Below are 18,252 nucleotides of genomic sequence, written 5' to 3' on the forward strand. Positions count from 1 at the left end.
CTCTTACTCAATCTTTCCCACAAACTACTGCGTCACGTCGCAAATGGAAAGAAACCTTTCCCTCACACACACTCACCTTTTCGGCATCGGAGCAGAGCCCGATGCACCATTTGCTTCCGCGCTAGGCGCACTTTCAAGAGCGAGGCTGTATACGGCAGACAAAAGCGGATCGCGCGTCTGCTGACTTTGTCCGACCACAAGAATATCGCGTGCCTCTTTTATTCTGCCTGTCATCAAAAGAACCCGCGCCGCCGACAAGCGCAAGGCCGGATCGGCTGGGCTTTCAGCGATACGATCCACCCGCTTGGCAATCATCGTGTCAATAAAGGCCTTTTGAGCTGCCGGATCTGTCTGGGCCATCCCAGCCATTGGCGGCGGACTATCTCCATCTGGACCACGATCCAATTGTGACAAGACCTCAGCTACACGAGCGACCAATTGGCGTTGACTGTCAGGTTCCTTTTCATTGGCAATATAGGCCGATCGCCAAGATGCCAAAGCTTCTTGTTTTTTGCCTGCCTGCCAGTCCGCAAGCCCCAGAAAGAAGCGCGCACTCGCAGAGTTCGGGTTAAGTTGCAGGGCTGCATCGAAAGCTGATTTGGCATCGGCCCCAACTACGCCCTTGTTCAAACGCATCAAAACAGCGCCAGTCTCTGCAATCAGTTCGGCATTTTTTGGATCGCGGCGCAACGCCGCTTGAAAGGCCCGCAAAGCATCTTGGTCACGCCCGGCGCTACTGAGGACTTGCGCCATCAAGGCGTGGGGCATTGGATCGTCGGGTGCCTTCCTTGCCTGTTCCTGCAGCAAGAGCATAATCTCATCTTCGCTCAAGGTTTCAGGGGCGCGCGACAACAGTTCTGCTTCGCGCTGGGCAAAGGGTTGGTCGGTCTTTTGTGGCGACCCATAAAGAAGATAAAGCCCCCCTGCCCCCAATGCGATGGCGGCAGCCACACTGGTCAAGGCCAATTTGCCCAAACGGGGCCCTTCACTCAACGTGCGGTCACGGGCTTGGACCAGCCGACGTCCAATCTCCAGCCTTCCAGCTTGTGCTGCCTCTTCTGAAATTCGGCCTTGTGCCAAATCGCGGTCAATCTCTGCGATTTGATCTTGATAGACTTGCAGATCGGCCCGGTCGCCTTCGAGCGCGCCTCCCCGCGCTCCTGCCCGCAACACCCACCACGCCGCCCCCACGAGGGCAACAAGCAAGCTAAGCCAAAACAATCCAGCAACGAGAAAAGGGGGGAGGTGAGTCATGATGAAGGGCGACATGCACGCTCCCACCCTTCGGTTCAAGGCTTAAGGGTGAAAATGTCGCAGGCAAAGGCTTCAAGCTTGCGCGATCAATCGTCGGCTTAGGCCGCCTTTTTGAGGAAGGCCAAGATCCGCCGCTCAAAATTCTTAGCGGGCATGGGGCCGTCGAGAGCGGTGATCAACGTAACAACGGCATTGATCCAATCTTGGAAATGCGGGGAAGTTTCCCCCTCCCGCGCAACCCGAACCAAACCTTCGCACACCGCATCCAATTGACCGGCACAGGTCCGGCTCGCATTGTCACGGAAGCCGCCAAAGCCAGCGAGAGGTGCCAAAAGGCGGGTGGCCACCAAGAATTGCATATGGCACCGCGCCACTTCAACCTTGTTCGGATCGATTGCCGCGCCATAGCGTGGTTCCGTGAGCATGCCAGCATTTTTTTTGCGAACCATGTCCATCGGCAAGGCTTGGTCGAGTGCTTTGACTGCCGCATGGCAGATCATTTCCAAGCGAGAGCCAACTTGGCTACAAATGGCCGTCAATTCTTGCCGCCATGGACCATTTGGCGAAAGAATTGTATCGCGCGTCATGCCATGCACCAGCTTGTTGTGGCGGTCGATCGCCACAGCAACTGCTTCCACATCAAATGTTCCGCCCAGGGCGGCATGCTCAATCACGGCACCTTCGCGGCGCAACAAGGCAATGACCCGCCGCCCCACGACGGCGAAATGGGTTGTATCAATCTTGCGGTCATCGACGCCACGCGACACGCGCTGTAACACACGCAGAGCTTGATATGGCTTGGGCAGAACCGACATCGTCAGGAGCAAGATTTCAGTTGCGGCTTGCGGACTACGGTTTTCAGCTTCCTTGACGGCATTTGCCAAGCGCAGGATCGACTGTTCATGCATGTCGCCGCGCAAACTTTGAACACCGGTCCAAATCTCGCGTCCAGCCTTTTCCGCTTCAAGGAGCGGGATTAAGCGGCCCAAAACATGGGCTGCTTCAGGCATTTTCGACAAAGCGCTTAAGCGCTCGGGTGGGATGTCCTGGATATTGGACAAAAGTTCGGTCCGCATTTGCTGGGCATAATCACGGGCTTGGGTCATGTCGCCGCGCAAGCTTGCGGCCGTCCCCAAGGGCTCAAGGTCAACATATGCGTCGGGCGCAAGCTGGCCAATAATGAGCTTCCAGACCTGGCCTAAGCCAATGCGCGGCAAAGAACCCGGCATGAGACGATGCAGCGGACCATTTTCGAATAGGTTTTCAAACGGTTCAAAAAATAAGCGGTCGAAACTGAGGACGCGGGTGTGGGCTTGGCCGGTTGCAAAGGTGGCAGGAATGCCCGCTTCGCGCATGGCATCGAGCAATTCCCCAGTCGGGATCGATTGAACACCTTGAACTTTCATGCGCTCCAGAAGCGCCCATAGCTTCCCAGCCGTTGCAGGCGGGGTCGAAAGCAACAGGGCCTTTAGGGCGGCAATCTTGTCGTCGGTTAGAACTGTCATCTGCGAAAACTCAAGTCGGTACTCACTCGCGGCCAAATGTTATGTAGCCGTCAAGCAAGCTTTCGTAGCAAAAATGGGTTAATTTGGTGTTTGCAGAGATAAAGACAGTAAAATTTAAATCTAAACAGATGTTTCCGCGGCAGGTAGAAATAATTGCGCGCGCAATCCTCCCAATTCAGATCGATCTAGCCTTAGGCTGCCACCATAAGCGCGTGCCAATTCATCGCAGATCGACAAACCAAGCCCGGAACCCGGCAAAGTTTCATCCAAACGTGCGCCGCGTTTCAAGGCCGCAACTAAGGCATCGCCTTCTAAGCCGTCGCCATCATCCTCAATCGTGATTTCAATCTGCCCATTTGGGGCCAAGCGTGCGGTAATTTCCACAAGCCCACCCCCATATTTGCAGGCATTTTCCGACAAATTGCCGATCAAGTCCTCCAAATCTTCTTTTTCGCCACGAAAAACGAGATTGTCCTCAAACTGGGCTGAAACCTTGACCCCATCGGCTTTGAATAGACGCCCGAGGGTGCGGCTTACATCCTCGATGACGGGGCCAATAGGGGTGCGCGCACCTAAGGATTCTGCCCGTGCAGCAGCCGACGCCCGCTTCAAATAATGCTCAACTTGGCGCGTCATAGCTTGTGCTTGGCGGGCCACCAGATCTTCAAATTCGCCTTGCCGGTGTCGCGATTCATTCAGGAGAACCGACAAGGGGGTCTTGAGGGCGTGGGCCAAATTACCGACATGGGTGCGGGCGCGCTCAACCACTTCTTGATTGTGAGAAATCAGCGCATTGAGTTCACCGGCCAAAGGTGCCAGCTCTTTTGGGGCATCTTCATCCAGACGGTCACGCTCACCATTGCGGATCATCGCCAGCTCTCTTCCCATGCGACGCAGGGGTTCGAGCCCCAATTGTACCTGGAGGAAAATCGCACCCAATAGGCCGAGCGCCAGCGCCAAAAGACCCAGCGACAATGCCAGATTGAACCGGTCGCCTGCGGCCACAGCTTCGCCCGTGTCGGCCCCAACCATCAACAGGGTCTGACTGCTCCGCCCCGGCAATTGTACCAGTCGAGCAGCCACCCGCAGGCGCTCTTTATCGCGGCTCATTTCAATCGTTTGGGTGAGACCAGGTTGGGCGAGAACCTGTTCAACCAAGGGCAAAGGCGGCTCAAACGGCTCATCCCAGACAGAGCGCGAACTAACCCCTGGACCCAGTAACTTCGGGCCTGCCGTGACATCGACAACCCGCCAATAATGGCCAGACAGGGGGCGGACAAAACGCGGATCAGTCGGCGGACGCGGAACCCGCAATTGCCCTTGACCATCGGTCTCTATGGTCGCAGCCAAAGCATCAATGGAGACCGTCAGTTCGCGATCAAAGGCCTCAAAGACCGAATTGCGAAACAAAGCCGACAGGCCATAGCCGGTTGCGACCAGCACCAAAGCTGACCAGATGGCGGCAACGGCAACCAGTCGCCCCGCAAGAGATCGGCGAGGCCTCACCCCTTACCTGACGCGTTGGTGGCGTCTGGATCCAGCAATTGATAGCCTAGACCCCGGATTGTCGCGATCCGATCTTGGCCAATCTTCTTACGAAGTCGGCCAACAAAGACTTCGATCGTGTTGGAATCGCGGTCAAAGTCTTGGTCATAAATATGTTCGATCAATTCAGAACGCGGCACAACACGTCCCACATGGTGCATAAGATAGGTCAAAAGGCGCAACTCATGGCTGGTTAGCTTTACGGGATCGCCTGCCACAGTCGCCCGCTGGGCGCGTGGGTCTAACCGAAGGTCACCACATTCCAGCGCCGGGGTAGCATGGCCAGCCGCACGGCGGACAAGGGCCCGCAGGCGCGCCAATAATTCCTCAATATGGAATGGCTTGGTGAGATAGTCGTCTGCCCCGGCATCAAAGCCAGCGACCTTTTCACTCCAGCGATCGCGCGCGGTCAAAATCAGCACGGGGACGACTTTACCGGCATTACGCCACCGTTCCAGCACGGTCACACCGTCAATCAGTGGCAAACCCAGATCAAGCACGATAACATCATAGGGTTCGGTTTCGCCTAGAAAATGACCTTCCTCGCCATCGGCTGCAACATCAACGGCATAGCCGGAATCTTGCAAAGCGCGCTCAAGCTGACGCCGCAAATCGGGATCATCTTCCACTACCAGACAGCGCATCCGCTCCACTCCCTCTCTTGACCACATCCCAAAGGTCCGCGACGGCGAACTTCAGTTGTTTGATAAACTAGCCTTGGCGACCAACAATCTGACCAGATTGGGCATCGACTTTGAAAATCATGATGCGGCCACGCGAGGCCTGCCAACGCACGATGTAAAAGGGACGTCCATTCTCGGTCACAATTTGCGTATCAAGCTGATTGCCGGGTTCAATGGCGTTAATCATCTCCAAGACCTGGCTTAGAGGGACGATTTGGCTGGCCAGTTGAAAGAGGCCACCATGACGCACATCTTCGCGAAACACCAAGCCTGTGGGGCTTGAAGGTGCAGCAGAGACCCGTCCTGCTTGCGCAGGCCCAACCAGACTGAGACTGGCTAAGAGAGACGAGCTCAACAAGAGGGCGATCAGCTTTTTCATAAGGCCAAGATTACACGCATGGTTCTGAACGTGGACTAAACGTGATCGATCCGTTTCGTTCATAGAGGAGGCCGATCCCAGCTACTTTACCCGCACTCATAAGGCTGTAACAATCCGGTAATCATGCGAAAAACACCCAATTACAGTGCTGAAGGCTGCAATCGGGCGGCTTTCGCCCAGTCATAGGCAGCTGTCACAAATGCTTGAAACAGCGCTGCGGCGTCAGAAGTCTCTTCAATCAGCCGCTCTGGATGCCATTGTACGCCCATCACAAAGCGGCGATCTGGCCGTTCAATGGCCTCCACCAGACCGTCATCAGAATAGGCTGAGATAACGACTTGATCGCTCATCTCCACCAAAGCTTCGCGGTGGAAACTATTCACTTGAAGATGGTCAAGGCCAGTGATGGCATGAAGCTTGGTTCCGCCGGTGACCTTTACACCATGGCGGGTTGTCCGGTCATCATGGGCAATGCTGCCATCGGTATAGGATTTTGCGTCCCCGCTCATGCGACACCCCGATAGGCACCCCAGCATTTGCATGCCATTACAAATACCAAAATAGGGTCGATCTTCTGCCAAGAATGCTTCCACCAGTGCCCGCTCGATCGCAAAGCGGTCGGATTGGGGCGCATAGCTTTCTTGTCCAGGGACATACCATTCGGAAGGGAATTTGATGCGCGCGCCGGTCGACATCAGGCCCGCACAATGCTGGCGCGCAAATTCGAGAGAGTCCGCAGCATAGGGCAGCCCCAAAGCCACACCGCCGGCTTTCTCAATGGCCTTAAAATAGCCCTTGCCAGTGTCATAGGACGCGCCGCCTTGGCTGGTGTTTTCGTCCAAAATGATGCCGATGATTGGCTTATCTCCCAACAGTCCCATAGCCCTACATCCTTCGCCCAAGGCTAACGCTTTGGCGGCTCGTCCCGTCGAGACCAATTGGCCAAAAGCGCCTTCAATTCCGCATTGTCGCCCTCGGGCAGGCCCAAGATCAAGCGGATAAACAAGTCCCCCGGTGCGCCAGGTCGCGCCACACCCTTGCCTTTCAGTCGCAAGACCGTACCGGAATTCGCGTTGGGTGGGATGGTAAGCGAGACGGTGCCATTGGGAATGGTTGCTTCAACTCGTCCACCTTCAAGAATTTCACTCAAGGAAACAGGCAGGTCCATACGCACATCATCGCCGTCGCGTTGAAATACGGGATGGGGTTTGACCGTGACGGTCACCATCAGATCGCCTGCCGGCATGCCACCTTGGCCTGGGCCCCCTTGGCCCCGCAACCGAAGGGTTCGACCTGTTTCAACCCCTGCAGGGATCGACACATCAATTGTGCGATCGCCAACCTTCACCCGTTGTTTGGTCCCAGCAATTGCATCTTCAAAGTCAATCTTGATGGTGGCCTGAATATCTTGCCCCTTGGTTCCGGCTTGAAAGCCGGGGCGCGGGCCACCGCGCGCGCCAAAGGCAGCACCAAACAAGTCGCCAAACATGTCTTCAAATTCGGGTTGCCCAGGTCCGGTTGCCCGACGCCCAGCCCCACCAAAGGGCCCGCCTGGACCAAACGGGTCGCCACCACCAAAGGGGCCGCGTGAACCGCCACCGCCAAAGCCCGCAAATTTTGGATTGCCATCGGCATCAATCTCGCCGCGATCATATCTTGCCTTGCGGTCTGGATCATCAAGGAAAGTAAAGGCAGCCGAGACGCGTTTAAAACGCTCTTCTGCAGCCTTATTGTTTGGATTAGCGTCTGGATGCAATTCCTTGGCGAGCTTACGATAGGCTTTTCGAACCTCGGCAAATGGGGCTCCGCGTTGAACGCCAAGCACTGCATAAGGTTCTTCTGCCACGCCTTGATCTCCTAAATTCCTGCAAATCTAACCGCCCCGCCCCAATTCTGCTCATGGGGGCAGTCCGTTTTCTCAACAGGTGACTTAGGCGCTCTCAACTTGCGGCGAAAGGGGGGTTAGCGATTGAGTTGCACGCCGACCCGTTCCTCCAGAGCATAGCCGAAGCGACCGGCGGGGCCGCGCTGACAAATGGAGATGGTGATTTGGGTCTGTTGGGCTCCAAAATCGGCCAGCTCGTCGCTGACCGGATAGAGGCAGGATGGCCCCTCAACCTCGAATATGCGGAGGCTAGCCCCGGTCGAACTCTTGACGCAGACCACATAGGTTTCAACGGATAGCCCGCGCGGCACCTCGGGCAAGGCCCAACTATCGCCATCCCCGCTGGCCCGCCTGACCCACGAAAACTGAATGCCATTTGGCGTGCGTCGCGCGCGTAGGTGGCAGGGTGACCATGGCAGGGCGGCGTTTTGGGAAAAACGCGCTTCAAGACGGGTTACCAAGTCGGCTTGGGCTGCGGGGCCGCGGTCCATTCCAAAGGCACACCGATAAGGCTGGGGTCCAAATCAGCTGCTACCAGTGCGTCGTCCAAGACAACAAATCCCGTATCCACTGGCAGGGCAGGACCGGTCGCGCCACCATGATAGCCCCGCACGACGCCCTCCAGCCGCCAAGTCTGGCTGGCCACCCACGTCGCACGTGCCCAAGTAAGAATGTCGACCACCCCGCCCGTGTCATACAGGGCCGCTTTGCCAGAAGTGGGCGGCGGCTCCGTGTTGGCAAAAGTAACGACACAGCCTTTTGCCAGCCGACGCGAAATAGGCGTGGCAGGCAGAGCTTCGCTCAAGCGGCCATAGGTCATCGGACGGTCCAAGCGCGCCACAATTTGCTCTGCCAGCCGAATTTCAATTGTCCCGGGCCATGGGCTAGCAAAGGCCCCGAATACGGGCTTTGGTGCTTGGACCTGCGTAAAGGGTGCCGGTAAATCCAGCACAACCAAGTCTGGCGGCGCGGCAAGCCACGGCAACCGCGGTTCAACGTGCAAGGCGTGACTGGTCAAAGGGGCTTGCCTTTGGTGTGGCGCGGGGGTGGCCACCAGGTCTTGCGCCCAAGGCCCCTCTAGGCGGTCAACGCGCCAAACAGTACCTTCTTCCCAAGCAAACCGATCGCCAATCTGCAGGCTCGCCGCGATGGCTGGGGTTAGCTTGCCCTGCAAGCGCTCGAAGGGAGCGGCAGCGGCCAGTTGTTGAGCCATGGCTTGCCGCGTTTGTGCATCCACCACGAGGGGCAAGGTCGCCGAAAGGCCTAGGCCCATCCGCCCTCGCCCCTCGGCCCGATACTGAGCGGGTTCAAAGTCACGCTCACTGGCATAGGTCGTCAGTTGAACATGGGCCGGGACCTCCTGAGGTTGGACAATCCGCGAGATATCAGCCGCACCCTCTTTCATCTGAAACTCAGAAGCTGCCAAGGTGCAAACAGGTTCAGGGGGCGAGATATCGGCGATCTCCAAGCCGTCAAATCGGGGCCGCGCTTCCAAGCCCAATGGCGATAGAAGGGACTCAATCAAGGCCCGCGCCGTTGTAGGCGTCTCCACGACATAGCCTTCCACATAGCCTGAAACAGCGTCTGCATGGAGCCTCGTTAGGCCGGCCCGGGTGCCAATCGCATCCAACAGCTCTCGCACGGGCAAGATCCCTGCCCGACCCGCTAGCCAATGCCCGGTTGCCGCATGGGCACCATCACCCCAAACCGTTTGCAGGTTCGGAAAGTGGGGATAGGGCCTCGCATCCCACGTCCAGAGAAAAATATGCTCCAACCCAATCATGGGCCGCCCGTCTAGGGAAGAGATCGGGCTATGATCGCGCCAATAGGCCAAACTGGCTTCAAGCGCGAGGCGTTGTTCGCCATCATCGCGGGCACCGGTTGAAAAGGGCGGCAGACCTGCCTCCGCAGATTTCGGATCGGGAAAAACGCTGGGCCGGTTTGCCGCCTTATCGACCGCTGGGAAGCCCAATTCCATCAAGCGAATAGGCTTAGATTCTGGCACCCAAGGCGTTGGGGTGGAGAGGCGTTGGCCGCCTACCCGCTCATAGTGGCTTTGGCTCCAAAAGCTTCGAATGTCTTTGACCCGCCACACCCAGGGCTCTTGATAGGCACCATCGGTAATAGGGGTGCGGGTCCGCGAACTACGATCAGCCTCACTGGCATAATAAAAGTCATAGCCCTCCCCGCCCTCAATTCCAGCTTGCAAGGCCGCTAAATCGGGGTCGGGCTCGCCCAGACGGCGGTCGGTTAAAGGCGGGTACCAATCAAGCCCAATGAAATCCAAATTTGGGTCGGCCCAGAGAGGATCAAGCGGGAAGCAAAGGTCCTGACTGCCGGGCGGCTGATAGCCGCCATATTCAGTCCAGTCCGCAGCATAGCCAATTTTGACCTGTGGCCCAAGGATCAAACGGACTTGAGCTGCCAAGGCCTTGAGGGCCGTCACAGCGGGAAATTGCCCCGTTGAAGAACGAATGTGCGTCAGACCAACAAGCTCGGAGCCAATTAAGAAGCTTTCCACCCCACCTGCAGCCTTGGCCAGCATCGCCTGATGCAAAACAAAACGCCGATAAGACCATTCATCTGGACCTACATAAATCGGCTCTTGCCCGCGCAGGCTGAAGTGATTGGCCGAGGCTGAGCCAAAAAAGGCGGCAATTTGGTCTTCCACCGCCATAGAACCCAAAGCGCAGGTGATCCGACCGCGCCACGGATAGGCTGGCTGACCGATCCCGCTTTGGGGATGAGGCAGTTGGTTGCCTGCCGGAATATCCATCATCACAAAGGGGTTCAGCGTGACTTGATGGCCGCGAGCCTTGAGCTCGATAATGGCTTCAATCACGCCGCGATCTTCAGGTGAACCGCCATAGGCTGGCTTGCCATCGACAGAGGACACCAAATTGGCGTTTCCACGACTCAGGCCCGCCACCTGCCACAGGCGTGGACGGGTTGGCTTAAAGCGCTGGTCGACGCGCGGTTCAATCCGGCAATGGGCTGCCCGCAAATCCGTGCCGAACCAAGCCACGACGAGAGAGACATGATCAACATGGGGCAGATCGCGCGCTAAATTGTCTAAAGAAACACACAGGTCGGTGCGCGCGCTTTGCACATGTTGGTTTTCAGACTGTGCCGTCCCCGGCTTCCAACTGGTTTGGATTGGCGTGGTGGCATAAGCAAATTCCCCAGCACCAGGGATTAGACAAACACCGCGTGCGAGATCTTGCAGACGGGGGCGATTGGCCGTTACGGGCGTTGCGGCCATCACTTCTGCTGAGATGTTGGGAATACGATCACCAAATGAGGTAACATCAAAGTCTTCAAACACCAGATAAGCAAGACCACGAAAGGCCGGGGCGTTTGCTAAGCCCTCGATCGCCTCGACAAGAGGATCTGGTTCTTGGTCCTCGCCACCCCTATACAGCCGATAGGTGACTTGGCTCAAATCAAAGGCCTCGCCATTGACCCAGATGCGGCCAAGGCCTTGGATCGGTCCCTCGCACAGACCGATGGCAAAGCTGATGGCGTATGAGCGCTCCACCACACGCTGTCCGCCCTTGCCACCAAGGGTGCGTTTCTTGGTGTGCTCTTTAAATTGGGACGCCCAGATCACTTGGCCCGTGACGCGGGCATGGCCAAAAACAAGCGGAATGGGTGCCCCTTCACCACCGCCTTGTGCCTTCAAGCTCGCCAGACGAGAGGGCTGGATACGCGCCGGTGTCAGGCTGGAAATCAGGGCTTGATCTAGGGAATTGCCGACTAAGCCGCCAATCGCCCCACCGACGGGTCCAAATAGGGCTTGTCCGACATTGGAAAGAATAAGGGTGGCCATTAGCAAACTCCTGTGCGACCAGAATTGGGTCGTGCGGGCCAATCGAAAACGTGGGTCGTGCGGGCTTGAAACCAGTTTCCATAACGATTTTCGACGATGCCCGCCGTCCAATGCGCGTGGATAAAGCGTCTGCCCTCGCCCATCAGACCAGCATGAACCGGGGCTTGGCCGGGGCTTTGCGCAAACAAGATCACACAGCCCGGCAGGGCTTCTTCACAGGGCACCAACAGCACACGTGCGGCTGCTACGAGGTCACGCGTCAATGAGGTTCGCGAGGGACAGGCCAGACCCAAATCGCGGGCTAGACCCTCAATCAATCCCACACAATCTGCCGCAACGCCGCATAGGCTAGCCCCTTCGACATAGGGCGTACCCAGCCAAGCCCGCGCCAAACCTAAGGCCTCAAGCCTCATCTTTTGCCCCCTGTGTTGCCGCTGGGGCTGGGGCCCTTAACCACGGTCGCGTCGCCGGGCAGAGTGGGCATACCCCGAAAGTTAAGGCCATTGTCAAAGCGGCTGCGGCAGGTCGCAAACTGCTTGTCACAGCCAAGATTTAGGCTCAGCTGATCACCTTGGGCGGGCAGAAGGGGCATGGGTTGGGCCAGCTTGATGGCACATGTGCCACCTAATGCTTCAACCTGCTGGATCGGTCGAACTAAGCCCGCTGCCGGCCCCGAAATGATCCATAACAGACCGCCACCAAAGGCAGTCAGGTCAAAGCCCTCGACCGGTGCTACGGTCAGGGTGCGATCGCTGGTAACCGAAAGGATGGTCACGGTGGTACGAAAACGGGGATCACTCAAATCAACGCCACAGCGCGTGTCGCCCAGATTGGCGTCGCATGTTCGCGTATAAACACGACCCAGTGTCTGGTTCATCGCAGGCTCAAGGGTCTCAATGCTCAGTTCGAACTGACTGCCGTGGCATACAATGCGCTGAACAAAGCCTGACCATAGCGGCAAGAAAAGCTCTGGCTCTTGCCAATCGATCAAATAGGCCTCGACCCGCGCCTGATCCCATAGGCCTAGTTTGATATCGGCTTCATCCATGCCGGCAAGTGCAAGGGCACCCGACAACGCGGCATGGCCTGGGCTCAACGACAATTCAGCTTCGACAGGGCTTTCATGCAGGCTGAGCGCTGCCTTAAATGTGGTTCCTGCCGCCACGAGATCCCGATCATGTTCGGTGGCCGCCAAGACTACCCCATCGTGCCGGATTAGACGCCAGCCGCGCGCGAAATGTGTGACCCCCGCGTGCCACTTTGCCGCCAAGGCCAGCGGAAGAGACCTCATAACAAGATCTCCACCAAAGCGAGCGAAACCACGCGGCCAGCTTCAAACGCATCATGGGCGATGTCGAGCCGGTCGCTATCAAAGCGGACGGGTGTATCAAAGCTAAAGCCTGCCCGAACCATTTGGCCAGCGGCCGGAGGCGACGATAGAGTAAGCAGGCCCGTTTGGTGATCGACAGAGAAGGCCGAGGTGGGAAGCTCTGTGGTGCCAATGCCAACCCGAACACTGCCCTGAACGGGCAAATGGATCGGCCGGACGCTGCTACCGGCTGCATCGCCATAGGTCTTTTGAAGCTGGAAAATCTTTTGGCTGCCCGTCCCTGTGCCCAGAAGTTGGTCAAAAGGGCCCGGTGTTTGGGAGGGCCGACAGCTTTTATGATCTGCCGGATCACTAAAGCGAAACCCATGCAGCCGTCCTAATCGAGCCTCAAAAAAGGCTGTGATTTCAGCCAAGTCATCCAGATTTCGGATCGCTGAGCCCACATCCCATCGCCGCCGTGAGCGCGAAAGACTGCTGTTGCGGACTTCGCGACCATTGGCCAAGGCAACCACTTCGGTCACCCGTTCGGGTCCACCAACCGCACCCCGTGCCAGCTTGAGGGGAAAGCTGATGTTATGAAACGCGGTCATAGCAAACTGCCCCCACGTTGAACGGCGCGCGCCAAAGCTGCAGCGACCTGGGTGGACGAGCGCTTGACCTCGGCCAGATTACTGCCCGGTGCCATGTGGATCGTAATCGAGATGGGCTGAGCTGCCCCATTCGGCAGGATTTGACCTGAGTTTGCAGGGACAAACACTTCTGGCCCGCGCTCGCCCACAAGATAGGCCCCGCCGGAGGTTACAGGACCCCCATCTGCGCGCGCGCCAGCTTGTGGGAGGCTTTTCACAATCTGCAAGAAAGCCCCTTCGATAGGCTTCGTAACAAAGCGGTCAAGCGCCAGATTGGACAAGTCGCGCACCAAGCTGGCCGCCAGTCCTCGCACGGAGATCTCCCCGCTCCGCGCCGCCTCAGCCAAAGAAGCCGACACGCGCTTGCCGGCTTTAGCGAAAGCATCGCCCAAAGCATCAGCCGCAGCTTGCGCAGGGCCAGTGGCAAATGCATCGAGACTATCGGCTGCGTTCTGCAATTCATCATCAAATGAATTATTTTTCATTGAACTCATGAGACGGCATCTCCTCATCGGGAAAGCGTTGGGATAACTGGGTTAGATTGGCGCGGCTCATGCCCCCGCTGCTGGCCAGATCGGGGGTAAGCAGAGCGCGCCATTCAGCGACTGAGATCTGCCAAAAGGCAGACGGGCTAAGCGTGAGGCTCACCGCCTGCTTCAGCAGGCTTGGCCAAGGCAGCATGCTCATGCACCTGCCCCTTCAAACGCCTTTGTAATTGCTGCCACCGCTTCTGCCGGGTGGATTTGGGCCTGGGCGAGGTCTTTTGGACTCAGCGCCTCGCCGCATAGGAGGGCTGAGATGATCAGCAAGACATCGTGACTGGAAAGATTGGCGAGCCGGGCCTCTAATGCTTCCAAACTTGTGACTTCAAAGGCTGCTTCCAAACGTGCCAAAGCGCCCATCGTCAAGCACAGGATTAAGGGACGGCCGTCGACATGCAAAACCGCCTCACCACGGACTTTGTTGATGAGCCCGGTCATAGCGCGACAAATCCCAATTCGCCGGCGCTGATGAGCGTCATGGAAAAGGTCGCTTCGCCATCATGGGCACCACCATATTCCAGTGCCGCTATCTGGAACGGACCTTCGAGAGTGCCAAAGTCTGGAATAATCAACCGCCATACGCGACGATCTTGCGCAAAAAAGCTGGCTCGGACCAAAGCGTCAGACGCAGCATCCTTAAACACGCCGCTGCCAGTGACGCTGGCTTCTTTCAAGCCTGCCCCGGCCAAGAGCTCTCGCCAGGCATTGGGGCTTTCTGCCGAAGTGGCATCAACCGACTTTGCCGAGAGCGCGATGGTTTTGGCCCGCAGACCTGCAATCGTCACAAAATTGGGGGTTGCTGCCCCGTCCGATATTTTGAGTAGAACGTCCCGTCCTGCTTGTCCCGCCATTATGGCCTCCTAAATGAAAAATTATTCAGTTACGATCAGCAATGATCTTTAAACGCACGAGGCCGAGCCAAGATCGGCCGTCTGCACTGCGCAGCACATCGCAAAAAAGCGGCAGGATCAGCACGATGCGCGCGCCAATCGCGTTAGGCCTTGCCGCTGCCGCGCAGCTGGCAAGGGCGGCTACAGCTTCGCGGGCCACCTCTGCCCCGTTTTGACGGCAGACCACTTCCAAAGTCGCAATATGCTCATCGCTCTGCACAAGCGAGGAATCGATTGGCTTGGTCTCCCAGCGCCGCCAGATCGCAAAGGGATAGGCCGTCAGCTTAACCGGTGCTTCGACCAATCGGACAGGATTACCCAAAGCAGCCTGTACGGTCGGATCCGCTCGAAACACGGCGTCCAAAGCCTGCTGACAGGCGGTCGCACTCATAATTTGACCCCTGCAAAACTCTGATCCCACAGCGCTTTCTCACCCGCTACAGGGGTAGAGCCATCGCTATCGCGGCGCGCAAGCGCATCCGCGACGGCTTCCAAAATGGCCAAGCGATAGACTTGGGGCACCAGCGTGCTGGTGGCATATCCAGCCTGATACTCCACACTCAGATCGCTAATTGGCTGATTTAATACGAACTTGCCGCCGACCAGATTGAGGAGGCCGCCACCTGCATCTGCCAGTGCGCCGGAAGGCAACATCACCCGGACAGCATGGATCGCCGTGACAGGACTTGTCGCAGGGATCAAAACGCCCGGGGACAAGGCACCAAGGAAACTCTGACGCACACGCCTCGAAAGGAGCGCACGCCCGGTCCGCGCCTCAAACGCTTCGCGTGCCGCGGCGATGAACAAACTAAGCAAAGCGTCATCGCCTTGCGTGCCAATTCGCAAATAGGCACGCACGTCTGACAGTGACACGGGCTCCCCCTCCGGGGGGATCAGAGTTTCCAGGGCCATGGGATTTTGCCTTAGCTGACGGTGAATTTGAGCAGTTTGATCGCGTCGAAATTCTGCACACCACCGCCGAGGCGCTTGGTGACATAGAACATGACAAACGGCTTGTTGGTGTAGGGATCGCGCAGAACGCGCACGTCAGCGCGGTCGACGATCAGATAGCCCTTTTCAAAATCACCAAAAGCGATGGCAAGACCACTGTCGCTGACATCTGGCATGTCCTCGCACTCCACCACCGGGAAGCCCAACAACGTGGCCGGCTGGCCTGCGACCAAAGAGGGTTGCCAAATGTATTGACCCGCTGAATCCTTGAACTTACGCACCAAACCAACGCTACGTCGGTTCATCAAGAAGCTGGCATTGGCCCGGTAGGGCGTCTTGGGCGCATAGGTAAGGTCAACCAATTTATCGACAGGATTGGCGGCGGGGAAAGCACCCGCGACGCCAGAAGCCAGATAACCGATCTGCCCCCATGTCGCACTTGCGTCAGGTGCAGCGGTATAGGCCAAAAGCCCCTTGGGCTTATTGACGCCATCGCCAGAGATAAAGGCAATGCTTTCAGCGCTCGAGAAGCTTTCGGCAATCTCGCCAGCCAACCATTGATCCATATCCAGAAGCGCATCGTCGAGCAGTGTCTGGGTTGCCGCAGCCATGGCGTAGATTTCGCCCATTGGAAAGGACAAGAGGTCCAAAGATGGTGTGGCTGTTTCCGTGCGCGTCCCCGTTTCAGCAACCCAGCCAACAGCGGGCGCTGAAATGGCAATTGGTTTACGGAAGATATTGGCTGACGTGGTGCGTATAGAGGCCAAGCGACGCATGGGCGAGGCCGCAATAATGCGCCGATCAATCGTGGCTTGCACTTCAGGTGGGGCAACATGACCGCCATCAGAAGCCACACCGACGGACAAGGACTTGGCTTCAATCGCAGCCAAAGCGCTTTCATCTCCGCGACGCATAAAGCCTGCCCAAGCAGCCTTTGCCTCTTGTCGGTCTGGGTCTGGGGCTGGTTGGGTGCCAGGGCGAAGACCTGCCAGCGACAGACGGTCTAAACTTGCCTGTGCGCGGGTGAGGCTGCGATCGATGCGATCGACTTTTTCTTCCAGAAGCACATCGGCAGAAGACTTCTGTTCGATCTCAGCCAGCCTTTGGTCATTGGCGGCCCGGAAGGCCTCAAAAGCCGACATCAGTTCGTTTTGGGTTGCCCGCACTTCGGGCGATTGGGTCATTTTAGTTTCCATGGATTACTCCGTTAAGCCGCTGGCGCGGCAGGGTTTTGAACGCGACGCGTAAGATCCGCAGGCACAGACGGCCGTGTGGATGGGGAAGAGCCGCGCACGCGGAACCGGGCGCGCGGCAACATGGGGAAGGTGACGATGGAGACTTCGCGCAGATCAATCGTCTTCAAGATGCGCCCGCCGGAAGGCCGGGGCGCGGCCTCCAGCGTGCGAAAGCCAATGGAGAGACCGTCGGCGAGACCGGCTTGGATAAGGGCTGCGATCTTTTGCGTGTCAGGGTGATTGGGCTCAACCAAGCCGCGCATCCACAGACCCGCCTGATCCTCTACAGCCTCAACCCAACGGCCAATGGGCCGATCTGGATCATGCTGATAGAGCATACGGATTGAGGCGGCTGGTAAGCGGCGGAGCGAGGTTTCAAAGGCCCCACGCTCAACCACATCGCCTGCCAAATCGGGCAGACCAAACAGGCTAGCATAGCCCGAGATGATCAAAGGCTGCATCAGTTTGCCTCCTGATCAATATGGTTTTCAATTCGATCGAGGCTGGAGCGGACGGCTGCGACTTGCGCCTCAATCCGGGCCATGCGCTCCACGATTGGCTGCTGCAATTTGACCTCTGCCTCGAGATTATCGAGGCGTTGGGCCGCCGCACCGACCCAGAGAAGAGCCGCCACAGCCTGCAGCACCAAAGTGATGAGGATGGCCAAAGTCAGCCGGAGGTCTGGGGCTTGGCGCGGATTAGAGGGTGCTGCCACGTCGCTCATGACGTCTGCCCTTCCGCCAATGGCATATCCAAGGCTCCAAGTCCGGCCAGCGCGCGTTTTTCGGTCGCGGTTAGGAAGGAAGTCGCCTCAAGTCGGGCCCAATATGCCTCGCGTTCTGCCGAAAGTGCGGGCACATGATCCAAGTCGGGCCGGATCAAGAGGGGCTCGTCACTCCAAGGTCCCAGCCAAGCTGTCAGCGCGGCTGCTGCCTTGGTCACGAGGGGCACAATCGTCTGTCGCCAAAAGGCAGTATTGGCCTCTTTGTAATTGGAATAAGTGGCATCACCTGGAATGCCCAACAACATGGGCGGCACACCAAAAGCTAAAGCAATATCGCGGGCTGCCGCGCGCCGGGCCTCGACAAAGTCCATCTCGGCAGGCGTTAAGCTCATGCTTGTCCATTCAAGTCCGCCTTCCAGAAGAAGGGGGCGGCCCGCATTGGCAGCACCGGTATGGGCTTGGCTGAGTTCGGCCTTCAGACGCTCAAATTGTTCCTCGCTTAAGCGTTCTGCGCCGGGAATGCCGCGGTAAACCAAGGCCCCAGATGGGCGGGCAGCATTGTCGATCAAGGCCTTGTTCCAAGCCCCACCCGCATTGTGAATGTCCACGGCAATCGCTGCCGCCTCCAAGGGCGACTGGCCATAGAGGTCGTCGGCAGGATTAAAGAGCTTGAGGTGGCACATGGGCGAGCGTCCGGTTGCCGGGTCGCGCCACAATCGTCTCTTGATCCCATTGGCCTCATGTTCCCAACCCGCAGGCCAGCCTGAAGCACCCGGAATGATGCGAACCCGATCTGGCCGCAGCGCACAAATCTCGCGCGGCTCTCCCTCTAAGGCGACAAGTTCCAGCCACCCATTGCCCGCAATTTGCA

22 protein-coding genes are annotated in these 18,252 nt (G+C 57.7%); all 22 read right to left on the reverse strand.

Features of this window, described 5'->3' with window-relative positions; genetic code table 11:
• Positions 1–72 precede the first annotated feature (72 nt).
• Entirely contained in the window at positions 73–1,206 is a 1,134-nt protein-coding gene (gene ccmI, locus IOB61_RS04790) for a c-type cytochrome biogenesis protein CcmI (RefSeq protein ID WP_290812976.1), read from the reverse strand.
• Positions 1,207–1,352: 146 nt separating this feature from the next.
• Positions 1,353–2,759, reverse strand: coding sequence for a hypothetical protein (locus IOB61_RS04795; protein WP_290812979.1), 1,407 nt, complete (start codon positions 2,757–2,759; stop codon positions 1,353–1,355).
• 120 nt (positions 2,760–2,879) lie between these two features.
• A complete protein-coding gene (locus IOB61_RS04800; RefSeq protein ID WP_290812982.1) occupies positions 2,880–4,265 on the reverse strand; it encodes a sensor histidine kinase in 1,386 nt (461 codons plus the stop codon).
• Entirely contained in the window at positions 4,262–4,948 is a 687-nt protein-coding gene (locus tag IOB61_RS04805) for a response regulator transcription factor (RefSeq protein WP_290812985.1), read from the reverse strand. Before IOB61_RS04805 ends, IOB61_RS04800 begins: the two co-directional genes overlap by 4 nt.
• A gap of 67 nt (positions 4,949–5,015) precedes the next feature.
• Entirely contained in the window at positions 5,016–5,429 is a 414-nt protein-coding gene (locus IOB61_RS04810) for a hypothetical protein (RefSeq protein WP_290812988.1), read from the reverse strand.
• 77 nt (positions 5,430–5,506) lie between these two features.
• Positions 5,507–6,247, reverse strand: a complete 741-nt coding sequence (locus IOB61_RS04815) for a gamma-glutamyl-gamma-aminobutyrate hydrolase family protein (RefSeq protein ID WP_290812991.1) — start codon at positions 6,245–6,247, stop codon at positions 5,507–5,509.
• A 23-nt stretch (positions 6,248–6,270) separates the two neighbouring features.
• Positions 6,271–7,212 (reverse strand): DnaJ C-terminal domain-containing protein, encoded by a 942-nt coding sequence (locus IOB61_RS04820; protein WP_290812994.1) that lies wholly within the window; start codon positions 7,210–7,212, stop codon positions 6,271–6,273.
• Positions 7,213–7,328: 116 nt separating this feature from the next.
• Positions 7,329–7,742, reverse strand: coding sequence for a hypothetical protein (locus IOB61_RS04825; protein ID WP_290812997.1), 414 nt, complete (start codon positions 7,740–7,742; stop codon positions 7,329–7,331).
• Positions 7,706–11,080 (reverse strand): glycoside hydrolase TIM-barrel-like domain-containing protein, encoded by a 3,375-nt coding sequence (locus IOB61_RS04830; protein WP_290813000.1) that lies wholly within the window; start codon positions 11,078–11,080, stop codon positions 7,706–7,708. Before IOB61_RS04830 ends, IOB61_RS04825 begins: the two co-directional genes overlap by 37 nt.
• Entirely contained in the window at positions 11,080–11,493 is a 414-nt protein-coding gene (locus IOB61_RS04835; protein WP_290813003.1) for an NlpC/P60 family protein, read from the reverse strand. The genes IOB61_RS04830 and IOB61_RS04835 overlap by 1 nt, the downstream gene beginning before the upstream one ends.
• Positions 11,490–12,371: a DUF2163 domain-containing protein gene (locus tag IOB61_RS04840; RefSeq protein WP_290813006.1), complete on the reverse strand. Its 882-nt coding sequence runs from the start codon at positions 12,369–12,371 to the stop codon at positions 11,490–11,492. Before IOB61_RS04840 ends, IOB61_RS04835 begins: the two co-directional genes overlap by 4 nt.
• On the reverse strand, positions 12,368–13,000 hold the full coding sequence (locus tag IOB61_RS04845) for a DUF2460 domain-containing protein (RefSeq protein ID WP_290813009.1): 633 nt from the start codon (positions 12,998–13,000) through the stop codon (positions 12,368–12,370). Before IOB61_RS04845 ends, IOB61_RS04840 begins: the two co-directional genes overlap by 4 nt.
• Positions 12,997–13,533, reverse strand: a complete 537-nt coding sequence (locus tag IOB61_RS04850) for a phage tail tape measure C-terminal domain-containing protein (RefSeq protein ID WP_290813011.1) — start codon at positions 13,531–13,533, stop codon at positions 12,997–12,999. The genes IOB61_RS04845 and IOB61_RS04850 overlap by 4 nt, the downstream gene beginning before the upstream one ends.
• Positions 13,514–13,726, reverse strand: coding sequence for a phage tail assembly chaperone (locus IOB61_RS04855; protein ID WP_290813014.1), 213 nt, complete (start codon positions 13,724–13,726; stop codon positions 13,514–13,516). The genes IOB61_RS04850 and IOB61_RS04855 overlap by 20 nt, the downstream gene beginning before the upstream one ends.
• Positions 13,723–14,019: a GTA-gp10 family protein gene (locus IOB61_RS04860; RefSeq protein WP_290813017.1), complete on the reverse strand. Its 297-nt coding sequence runs from the start codon at positions 14,017–14,019 to the stop codon at positions 13,723–13,725. Before IOB61_RS04860 ends, IOB61_RS04855 begins: the two co-directional genes overlap by 4 nt.
• A complete protein-coding gene (locus IOB61_RS04865) occupies positions 14,016–14,432 on the reverse strand; it encodes a phage major tail protein, TP901-1 family (RefSeq protein WP_290813020.1) in 417 nt (138 codons plus the stop codon). The genes IOB61_RS04860 and IOB61_RS04865 overlap by 4 nt, the downstream gene beginning before the upstream one ends.
• 25 nt (positions 14,433–14,457) lie before the next feature.
• A complete protein-coding gene (locus tag IOB61_RS04870) occupies positions 14,458–14,862 on the reverse strand; it encodes a DUF3168 domain-containing protein (protein WP_290813023.1) in 405 nt (134 codons plus the stop codon).
• Positions 14,859–15,383, reverse strand: a complete 525-nt coding sequence (locus IOB61_RS04875; RefSeq protein ID WP_290813026.1) for a phage head-tail connector protein — start codon at positions 15,381–15,383, stop codon at positions 14,859–14,861. Before IOB61_RS04875 ends, IOB61_RS04870 begins: the two co-directional genes overlap by 4 nt.
• Positions 15,384–15,394: 11 nt before the next feature.
• Positions 15,395–16,606: a phage major capsid protein gene (locus tag IOB61_RS04880; protein WP_290813029.1), complete on the reverse strand. Its 1,212-nt coding sequence runs from the start codon at positions 16,604–16,606 to the stop codon at positions 15,395–15,397.
• Between the two features lie 23 nt (positions 16,607–16,629).
• Positions 16,630–17,118, reverse strand: a complete 489-nt coding sequence (locus IOB61_RS04885; RefSeq protein ID WP_290813032.1) for an HK97 family phage prohead protease — start codon at positions 17,116–17,118, stop codon at positions 16,630–16,632.
• On the reverse strand, positions 17,118–17,381 hold the full coding sequence (locus IOB61_RS04890; protein ID WP_290813035.1) for a hypothetical protein: 264 nt from the start codon (positions 17,379–17,381) through the stop codon (positions 17,118–17,120). Before IOB61_RS04890 ends, IOB61_RS04885 begins: the two co-directional genes overlap by 1 nt.
• A partial coding sequence (locus tag IOB61_RS04895) for a phage portal protein (protein ID WP_290813038.1) occupies positions 17,378–18,252 on the reverse strand: 875 nt, incomplete at its 5' end. The genes IOB61_RS04895 and IOB61_RS04890, both read right to left, overlap by 4 nt.

The sequence above is a fragment of the Aquidulcibacter sp. genome (assembly GCF_020253525.1).
Lineage (GTDB): Bacteria > Pseudomonadota > Alphaproteobacteria > Caulobacterales > Aquidulcibacteraceae > Aquidulcibacter.

Excerpts from the sequence above, each read along its gene's own strand:
- IOB61_RS04795 (WP_290812979.1), bottom strand. The coding sequence starts at position 2,759 with ATGACAGTTCTAACCGACGACAAGATTGCCGCCCTAAAGGCCCTGTTG.
- IOB61_RS04805 (WP_290812985.1), bottom strand. The coding sequence starts at position 4,948 with ATGCGCTGTCTGGTAGTGGAAGATGATCCCGATTTGCGGCGTCAGCTT.
- IOB61_RS04810 (WP_290812988.1), bottom strand. The coding sequence starts at position 5,429 with ATGAACGAAACGGATCGATCACGTTTAGTCCACGTTCAGAACCATGCG.
- IOB61_RS04815 (WP_290812991.1), bottom strand. The coding sequence starts at position 6,247 with ATGGGACTGTTGGGAGATAAGCCAATCATCGGCATCATTTTGGACGAA.
- IOB61_RS04825 (WP_290812997.1), bottom strand. The coding sequence starts at position 7,742 with ATGGACCGCGGCCCCGCAGCCCAAGCCGACTTGGTAACCCGTCTTGAA.
- IOB61_RS04830 (WP_290813000.1), bottom strand. The coding sequence starts at position 11,080 with ATGGCCACCCTTATTCTTTCCAATGTCGGACAAGCCCTATTTGGACCC.
- IOB61_RS04835 (WP_290813003.1), bottom strand. The coding sequence starts at position 11,493 with ATGAGGCTTGAGGCCTTAGGTTTGGCGCGGGCTTGGCTGGGTACGCCC.
- IOB61_RS04840 (WP_290813006.1), bottom strand. The coding sequence starts at position 12,371 with ATGAGGTCTCTTCCGCTGGCCTTGGCGGCAAAGTGGCACGCGGGGGTC.
- IOB61_RS04845 (WP_290813009.1), bottom strand. The coding sequence starts at position 13,000 with ATGACCGCGTTTCATAACATCAGCTTTCCCCTCAAGCTGGCACGGGGT.
- IOB61_RS04850 (WP_290813011.1), bottom strand. The coding sequence starts at position 13,533 with ATGAGTTCAATGAAAAATAATTCATTTGATGATGAATTGCAGAACGCA.
- IOB61_RS04855 (WP_290813014.1), bottom strand. The coding sequence starts at position 13,726 with ATGAGCATGCTGCCTTGGCCAAGCCTGCTGAAGCAGGCGGTGAGCCTC.
- IOB61_RS04860 (WP_290813017.1), bottom strand. The coding sequence starts at position 14,019 with ATGACCGGGCTCATCAACAAAGTCCGTGGTGAGGCGGTTTTGCATGTC.
- IOB61_RS04865 (WP_290813020.1), bottom strand. The coding sequence starts at position 14,432 with ATGGCGGGACAAGCAGGACGGGACGTTCTACTCAAAATATCGGACGGG.
- IOB61_RS04870 (WP_290813023.1), bottom strand. The coding sequence starts at position 14,862 with ATGAGTGCGACCGCCTGTCAGCAGGCTTTGGACGCCGTGTTTCGAGCG.
- IOB61_RS04875 (WP_290813026.1), bottom strand. The coding sequence starts at position 15,383 with ATGGCCCTGGAAACTCTGATCCCCCCGGAGGGGGAGCCCGTGTCACTG.
- IOB61_RS04880 (WP_290813029.1), bottom strand. The coding sequence starts at position 16,606 with ATGACCCAATCGCCCGAAGTGCGGGCAACCCAAAACGAACTGATGTCG.
- IOB61_RS04885 (WP_290813032.1), bottom strand. The coding sequence starts at position 17,118 with ATGCAGCCTTTGATCATCTCGGGCTATGCTAGCCTGTTTGGTCTGCCC.
- IOB61_RS04890 (WP_290813035.1), bottom strand. The coding sequence starts at position 17,381 with ATGAGCGACGTGGCAGCACCCTCTAATCCGCGCCAAGCCCCAGACCTC.